Here is a 7534-nt window from a genome sequence, read left to right on the forward strand (position 1 = left end):
CTGTATTTCGACGTGATCCCCCGCGCGGTGGACGAGTATCTGGCGTTCGTCTCCAAGTTCCCGGCGGAGGAACCGGCGCGGCAGTTCGAGAATCCCGGCTGGCATATCCACAGCGGCAAGGTTCCCGCCGCCCGCAGCGACCTCAGCTACAACATCCTGCTGAACCTCGCCGGCGTCGCCAATGCCGAGAGCAAGGACGTGCTGTGGGGCTTCATCAGCCGCTACGCACCCGAGGCCAACCCGCAGACAGCGCCGTTCCTGGACCGGCTGGTTCAGTACGCGATCAACTACTACCAGGACTTCGTCAAGCCGACGAAGCGCTACCGGGCGCCGAACGAGGCCGAACGGGCGGCACTGACCGAGCTGCGCGACGAATTGGGCAAGCTGCCGGCCGGCGCCAAGGCCGAAGAGATCCAGTTCCAGGTTTACGAGATCGGCAAGCGCCACGGCTTCGCCGACCTGAAAAGCTGGTTCCAGGCGCTCTACGAGGTCCTGCTGGGGCAGACCCAGGGGCCGCGCATGGGCAGCTTCATCGAGCTGTACGGGATCGAAAACACCCGCACGCTGATCGCCCAAGCGCTGGAGCGGAACCCGGAGCCGCAGCCGACCGCGTGAGGCGGACCGGCGGATACCCTTGGCATCCGTGCGGGGCTCGCCCACATTAGTGTTCTGCCTTATGGTGGCGCCTGAATTCAGGCGTCATCCCCGCGGCACCCCGTTCCGGAGTCTTGTATGAGCACGCTCGCCGTTACCGACGACATCTTCTTCAACCGCGCCGGCCTCGACCGCACCCGCACCGAATCGATCGTGTCCGATGCCTTGTCGGGGGCCGACGACGGTGAGCTGTATCTAGAGTACAGCCAGTCGGAAAGCCTGGCCTGGGACGACGGTAAGCTGAAGAGCGCCAGCTTCGATACCAGCCAGGGCTTCGGCCTGCGCGCGATCTCGGGCGAGGCGACCGGCTATGCCCACGCCTCCACCCTGTCGGAGGACGCTATCAAGCGAGCCGCCGAAACCGTTCGCGCCGTCCATGCCGGCCATAGCGGCACCATGGCGGAACCGCCGACCGGCACCAACCGGGCGCTCTACGAGGCGATCAACCCGCTAGCCCTGGTCGATTTCGAGACCAAGGTGAAGCTGCTGTCCGACATCGACGCCTATGCCCGCGCCCGCGATCCGCGCGTGCGTCAGGTCTCGGCTTCGGTCGGGGGCGAGTGGCAGGCGGTGCAGATCATCCGCGCCGACGGCCTGCGCGTTTCCGACGTCCGCCCGCTGGTTCGCCTGAACATTTCCGTCGTGGTGGCCGATGGCGACCGGATGGAAAGCGGCGGCCACGGCGTCGGCGGCCGGACCAGCTACGAGGCTTATTTCGACCCCGCCGCGTGGCAGGGTCAGGTGGACGAGGCGCTGCGTCAGGCGCTGGTCAACCTCGACAGCGTCGCGGCCCCTGCCGGCGAGATGACCGTCGTGCTCGGCAACGGCTGGCCCGGCATCCTGCTGCACGAAGCGATCGGCCACGGGCTGGAAGGCGACTTCAACCGCAAGAAGACATCAGCCTTCGCCGGACTGCTCGGCCAGCGCATCGCCTCGCCCGGCGTCACCGTGGTCGATGACGGCACGATCGAAGGCCGGCGCGGTTCGCTGACGGTGGATGACGAGGGCACGCCCAGCCAGTCCACGACGCTGATCGAAGACGGCATCCTGGTCGGATTCATGCAGGACCGCATGAACGCGCGCCTGATGGGCGTCAAGCCGACCGGCAACGGCCGGCGCCAGAGCTTCGGCCATCATCCGATGCCGCGCATGACCAACACGGTGATGCGCTCCGGCGACAAGTCGCCGGAGGAGATCATCCGCTCCGTCAAGAAGGGCCTCTACGCGGTCAACTTCGGCGGCGGTCAGGTCGATATCACGTCGGGCAAGTTCGTCTTCTCCGCCTCGGAAGCTTACCTGATCGAGGACGGCAAGGTCGGCCCCGCCGTCAAGGGCGCCACCCTGATCGGCAACGGCGCCGACGCGCTGACCAAGGTCAGCATGATCGGCAACGACATGGCGCTCGACCCCGGCATCGGCACCTGCGGCAAGGAAGGCCAGGGCGTGCCGGTCGGCGTCGGCCAGCCTACCCTGCGGATCGATGGTTTGACTGTGGGCGGCACGGCGGCATAACGGCGTTCTACTGAAATCATCCCCTGCCCCGAGGCTTGGCGTCACCACCGTGACGCCAAGCCTCTACGGTTTGGGCACAGGGTGGTCGATAAAACGGGCGGTTCACAAATTTTGCTTTGAAGTGCAATCCGGTGCTGGACAGGGCCTCGAAATTTTCCTAAAAGCACGGCCCGGCGGTACTGCTTCTTTCTGTGCCGTCCAGGATGCCCAGGTAGCTCAGTTGGTAGAGCAGGGGACTGAAAATCCCCGTGTCGGCGGTTCAAATCCGTCCCTGGGCACCATTTCCCGGAAATTCCCGGTTCCCTAAAATCAGCATTCCGCCAGATCGGCATCGGCGACCGCCGGCATTCCGATGCGCTCGCTTGGGAAAGTCGCGCGTACCGTCGTTCCGACCCCTGGTTCGCTTTCGATCGCAAGCCGGCCGCCATGGCGGTCCATCAAACGAGTCGCGAGCCGCAGACCGATCCCCATTCCGCCGACGCTATGGGCCTTGACAGGATCCAGCAGCGTGAAGCGCTCCAGTATCGTCGTCAACCTCTCGGCGGCGATGCCGACGCCCGTGTCGCGGACGACAATCGAGAGGCTGGAAGATGGCTCGTCCGATGTCTCGATTGTCATCAGAATTTCGCCGTGCTGCGTGAACTTGACGGCGTTGGACAGCAGCACCCTGACGACTCTTCGCACCGCCCACTCGTCCGCCCAGATAACCGGAGTTTTCGGCGGGATCACGACCTTCAACGACGTGCCCCGCTTTGTCGCCGCCGGCGCCGCGGTCCTCCAGGTGTCGCGAAGGACGTAGTCGAGGTCGACGGACTGCTCGTCGAGCGCTGCCGACGCATCTTCCTCCAGGCGGGCGAGGTCGATCAGTTCTTCGACCAGCGAAAGCACCTGATGACCGGATTCGTTGATCGCAGCGACGGCGTCGGCGACGCCGCCAAGACCGACCGGTCCCATGATGCCGCCCATCAGCATATCGGAGTAACCGATCACCGCATTGAGCGGGGTCCGCAATACGTGGCTGGCATGGGCGAGCAGCGTGGATCGTTCATGGTCGGCAGTCTCTGCGGCATCGCGGGCGGCCCGCAGCGAGGCTTCGAGCATCCGCTGTTCGGTGATGTCGCGAACGATGCCAAGGACGCCGCCATCCCTGGATGGTACCGGCGCCAGGGTCATGCTCCAGATCCTGAGCCCGTCCCCCAGTTCGATGATCTCTTCGCGGGTGACTGCGGAGCCGAGATCGACGCACTCACGATAATGCCGCATCAGGCCGACGGCGATCCGCTCGGGAACGGCCTCGGCAGAAGCTCCGCACGCCGCCGCCGCTACCGCGGGCAACCCGCTGATTTCACCATAAGCCGCGTTCCGGGCCTGGTAGACAAACTCGCCGTCGGCCCGAAGACTGACGACGAACAACGCTTCGGGCGAATGCTCGAAATATGTTTGGAACCGCTCCCGCTCCGCGCAGTTTCCCTCCGGGCAGTCCAACTCGATGTCCCTGCCCTGTCTCGGCCCATCGGCGATTTCCGCCGTGCCGAACATGCCAGCGACGGCTCCATCCGCTGCGATTTCGACTTCCCCGTCGAGAACGATCCGCGTCAGGACACCATCGGGACGGACGATACGGACCGTCTCGCCGAAAACCGGGGAGACGGCTGCCGGGACGGTAAATGCAATCGATCTCAGGACGCCTCCGTCATCGGGATGCATCATGGCAAGGAACTCCCGGAACGGCAGGCGGGCCGTTCGACCGATACCAAGGATGTCGCAGAATCCATGCGACACCCTCATGAGCATGGTATCGGTGTCGAGCAGCCAGTATCCCCGAAGAACTGAACCTTCAGGGACTTGTAACAATCCGCCACAGACTGACTCCGGTGCCAGGATCAATCTCCCCCTCTACGGCGCGCCCTCGAATTCGACCGGCCGGCATTCTTGGCCAGAGCGATCGACTTGGTCAGCCGGCTTGGAAACGCGTGCTGACGACGACACACATAGGCATATCCCAGCATATGAAAGATTCTATTAAAACACATACCTATCCATGGCGCAGTTTGCGGCGCCTCATGGGCCTTGGTTGAGTTCATTTTTCCGCTGGTAAGCGCGCAGAAAGTCGAAGACCATTTCTATCGCTCCCGTCGTCATATATTTCCGTCCGCTCTCGGTTGGATTTACGTCGTCCTTGGCAAGAGTTGCGTAAACCGGCCGCAGGGAATCGATACGGTCCAGCAAGCGAGGGAACCGGTCGTCGATCTCGACGAGACCAGCACCAAGTTCCTCCGGATGCCGCTCCACGACAGCAGCCAGATCGAAGACATCCCGGACCTTGAATGTCGAAGGCCGGTAGAACATTTTTTTCACTGCCGTTTCCCAGGGCGTGTCGATGGGAACGACGCGTCCTTCGAAGATCCAGTGTTCGATTGGATCGTCGGTGCGGGCATTGCCGACAATGAAATCGATCTCGCCGCTTTCCAGAACCAGCTTCAGATAATTTCCAGGATACTCGTACTTCCGTCCTCCCAGCAAAGCTTTGGTTGCAGGGTTTCGGTTTGGCGACAAGGCCTTGATCACATCTCCGCTACCGACAAAGGCATCGATGTCGTAACTGTACCGATGGTCATAATGGACTGCCAAAGACGTGCCGCCCCCGAAACTCCAATCAGGCGTTATGATCAGTGTATCGAGCAGGTCAAGCGTCGAAGCCAGAAGGCCGCGCCAAGCGGAGATCGGCCATTTCCTTGATCCAAGGTAGGTTCCGCCCATTCGTCACTCTCCAGGTCCTGGCCGCGCGGTAGAGATCCTCGAAACTGACGAGACCGGCCAGCACGAGGTCATGGAGCGCCTCGACGGATACTTCGTCGAACAACGCCTCCACATGAGGGAACCATTCATGATCGGGAGTGGGCGTAAGCAGGCAATGGACCAGCCCCTTGGCGTCCAGGCGCCTTGGACGCGGCGCGTTGATGGTGCCAAGGACGAACTCGATCTCGCGCTCGGCCCGTCCGATACCGGCATAGCGGTAACGCATTTCCCTGGCGATGGCCTTCAGATCGTCCGCCGCCTGCACCGGAACCTGCAGGTCGACGCGGACGATCTCACGTTCATTCCTTTGAAGATGCCGGTACTGCCGGACTCGCCGCACTGCCGTTCGGTCGGTCATCGCCGCCCTGCTCCTGAATTTTACGGATTGTCGCGTGACCGGATTACGTCAGCAAGGTTTTTCCGCAACTTGACCGCTGGACAGCATGGCCGATCTTGCCTATAAGCACTTCCTTGCCTCGCGGGTTGGCGCTTCTTGCCCCTGCGGTTCCCGGCAGCGCCCAGGTAGCTCAGTTGGTAGAGCAGGGGACTGAAAATCCCCGTGTCGGCGGTTCAAATCCGTCCCTGGGCACCATCGCCTCCCCGGTGTCCCATTGCGATCTAATCCCGTCTTGGAACTGCGGCCCCTTGGGCGCTGTTGCCGGACCGCTGCATGCTCCCCCTACGATGCTTCCCCGACGATGGTATTCAGGGTTTCGAAAGGGACAGTGATAAGGAACGCAAGCAACATACAAAGGCGTCTACTCCAGGTTCATTTGAAATCTTAGTGAAAATTATTATAGTATGTCATTAAAGTGGCGCATTGTTGCGCATGAAACGCCAAATCTTTCAATTTCCATCACGAAGAGGCTAGCAATCCATTGGAGACCGTGTATGCTTCTGGAGTTATAGTCTGAAAGACATGGGAGCACGTCACGATGGTGAACGAGAATCACATTCAGGCTCTACGCGACCGCCATGCTTTCCTCGACAGGCAGATCGAGGCCCTCCAAAAGCAACCCGGCTCCGAAGATACCGACATCAAGAAACTCAAATTCGATAAGTTGCGCGTAAAGGACGAGCTGACCAGGCTCGCACAGCACTAACAAAGGGCGACCAGCCTTTTGAATGCCCTGCGGCCGCCCGGCGGACGTTTGGAGCCGGTCCGCCGCAGGGCGACATCCCTCCCCCACCTTGCAACGACTTCCAATATTTCAAATTCCATCATCGAAGCTCGCCACCCTCATCACTGCCGGGCGGCTGGACGATGCGTTCGATTTGAAGAATTGCGCCGAACGCCTTAGCGATCAAGGAGTTTTGCGAAAGCCGCCATCGATCCGACGGCGACTGCCAGGATGCCCAGCGCTCCCGGCAAACCTATCCATTCCGCCGCGAATCCCACCATGGGAGGACCAGCCAGGAAGCCGCTGTAGCCGGCTGTCGTCACCGCCGCGATCGCGGCTCCCGGCGACATTCCGGGGGTGCGTCCGGCGGCGCTGAACAGGATCGGCACGATATTGGCGAGGCCCAAACCGACAAGGCCGAATCCCAGGATCGCGGCCAGCGGGTCGTGAAGCAGCAATGCGCCTCCAAGGCCGATCGCGGCCACCAGCGAGCCCCACCCGACCATGGCCACGGGACCAAAGGTGGCGACCAGACGGTCGCCGGTCAGCCTGCCGACCGACATGGTTGCGGAGAAGACGGCAAATCCCGCCGCCGCCAGTCCTGCCTCTGCGCCGAGGTCGAGGCGAAGATAGACGGCAGTCCAGTCGCCCATGGCGCCTTCGGTCATCAGGATGAAGAATCCCATGGCCCCGAGCACCAGCAGGCGACCACGCGGCAGAACGAAATGCGTCCCCTCCGCCCCACTGTCCACCGCATGGGGCAACAGAAAGCGCACCGTCGCCAGCATCACCGCAAGTCCCAGCAGCGCGATGACGCCGACATGGGCAATGGGTGACACACCCAGCGGCAGAAGCACGACGGCGCTGCCCGCCCCCACGATCCCGCCGATACTGAACATGGCGTGGAGCGAAGACATGATGGGACGGCCGATCAGCCGCTCGACCGCGACACCATGCGCGTTCATCGAGACGTCCATGGCGCCGTTGAACATCCCGAACAGCACGAGCGCCGCTACCAGAGCCGACAGCGACGGAGCGAGCAGCGGCAGCGGGATGACGGCGCAGTAGAGCGATCCCGCCACCAGCGCCACGATACGGCTGCCATGCCGCGCCACCATCCAGCCGGCGACAGGCATGGATATCAGCGAACCGATCGCGATGGCGAGCAGCGCAAGCCCCAGGACGCCGGGACTGAGTGCGAGCTGCTGCTGGACGGTCGGGATGTGCGGAACCCAACTCGCGAAGGCAGTCCCGTTGACCAGAAAGATGGCGGCGACCGCGATCCTGGCCTGGACCGGTTTCATCGCTTCGGAGCCGCTCACAGCGTCCACGACGGCTCCCACGCGGCTTGGGTCAAGGATGTGGCCGGCAAGGCTATGCTTTCGGGAATCTGCGGGATGCTCATCTTCGAAATCTTCTCCAGGCCATTCTAAAGGGTACCGGATCGG

The 7534-nt window shown here is 62.6% G+C and carries 6 protein-coding genes, 2 tRNA genes and 1 pseudogene; 5 read left to right on the forward strand and 4 right to left on the reverse strand.

Annotated elements, in window-relative coordinates; translation table 11 throughout:
- From lysK to AC5JJ6_RS33080, 3 genes and pseudogenes are all read left to right on the forward strand, one after another.
- Nucleotides 1-615 (forward strand): annotated as a pseudogene (lysK, locus tag AC5JJ6_RS33070) (lysine--tRNA ligase); the annotation flags it as partial.
- A 117-nt stretch (nt 616-732) separates the two neighbouring features.
- On the forward strand, nt 733-2166 hold the full coding sequence (tldD, locus tag AC5JJ6_RS33075; RefSeq protein ID WP_496046116.1) for a metalloprotease TldD: 1434 nt from the start codon (nt 733-735) through the stop codon (nt 2164-2166).
- A gap of 205 nt (nt 2167-2371) precedes the next feature.
- Nucleotides 2372-2447: transfer RNA gene (locus AC5JJ6_RS33080), tRNA-Phe, on the forward strand.
- Nucleotides 2448-2475: 28 nt separating this feature from the next.
- Here the strand turns inward: AC5JJ6_RS33080 and AC5JJ6_RS33085 are convergent.
- The 3 genes from AC5JJ6_RS33085 to AC5JJ6_RS33095 all read right to left on the reverse strand — a co-directional run bounded on the left by AC5JJ6_RS33085 (nt 2476) and on the right by AC5JJ6_RS33095 (nt 5323).
- Nucleotides 2476-3876 (reverse strand): PAS domain-containing sensor histidine kinase, encoded by a 1401-nt coding sequence (locus tag AC5JJ6_RS33085; RefSeq protein WP_496046117.1) that lies wholly within the window; start codon nt 3874-3876, stop codon nt 2476-2478.
- 351 nt (nt 3877-4227) lie between these two features.
- Nucleotides 4228-4926 (reverse strand): nucleotidyl transferase AbiEii/AbiGii toxin family protein, encoded by a 699-nt coding sequence (locus tag AC5JJ6_RS33090; protein WP_496046118.1) that lies wholly within the window; start codon nt 4924-4926, stop codon nt 4228-4230.
- Nucleotides 4853-5323: a hypothetical protein gene (locus AC5JJ6_RS33095; RefSeq protein WP_496046119.1), complete on the reverse strand. Its 471-nt coding sequence runs from the start codon at nt 5321-5323 to the stop codon at nt 4853-4855. Before AC5JJ6_RS33095 ends, AC5JJ6_RS33090 begins: the two co-directional genes overlap by 74 nt.
- Nucleotides 5324-5481: 158 nt before the next feature.
- On the opposite strand from AC5JJ6_RS33095, the gene AC5JJ6_RS33100 reads away from it, so the two are divergent.
- Together AC5JJ6_RS33100 and AC5JJ6_RS33105 are read left to right on the forward strand one after the other, a co-directional pair.
- Nucleotides 5482-5557 (forward strand) — tRNA-Phe (locus AC5JJ6_RS33100).
- A gap of 343 nt (nt 5558-5900) precedes the next feature.
- Nucleotides 5901-6068 (forward strand): YdcH family protein, encoded by a 168-nt coding sequence (locus AC5JJ6_RS33105; RefSeq protein ID WP_496046120.1) that lies wholly within the window; start codon nt 5901-5903, stop codon nt 6066-6068.
- Between the two features lie 194 nt (nt 6069-6262).
- Here the strand turns inward: AC5JJ6_RS33105 and AC5JJ6_RS33110 are convergent, their stop codons facing one another.
- Nucleotides 6263-7417 carry an MFS transporter gene (locus AC5JJ6_RS33110; RefSeq protein ID WP_496046121.1) on the reverse strand — a complete coding sequence of 385 codons (1155 nt, stop codon included), beginning with the start codon at nt 7415-7417 and terminating at the stop codon, nt 6263-6265.
- Nucleotides 7418-7534 lie beyond the last annotated feature (117 nt).

The sequence above is a fragment of the Skermanella sp. genome (assembly GCF_059503625.1).

Coding starts and splice junctions, on each gene's coding strand:
- tldD (WP_496046116.1), top strand. CDS start 733: ATGAGCACGCTCGCCGTTACCGACGACATCTTCTTCAACCGCGCCGGC.
- AC5JJ6_RS33090 (WP_496046118.1), bottom strand. CDS start 4,926: ATGGGCGGAACCTACCTTGGATCAAGGAAATGGCCGATCTCCGCTTGG.
- AC5JJ6_RS33085 (WP_496046117.1), bottom strand. CDS start 3,876: ATGATGCATCCCGATGACGGAGGCGTCCTGAGATCGATTGCATTTACC.
- AC5JJ6_RS33105 (WP_496046120.1), top strand. CDS start 5,901: ATGGTGAACGAGAATCACATTCAGGCTCTACGCGACCGCCATGCTTTC.
- AC5JJ6_RS33095 (WP_496046119.1), bottom strand. CDS start 5,323: ATGACCGACCGAACGGCAGTGCGGCGAGTCCGGCAGTACCGGCATCTT.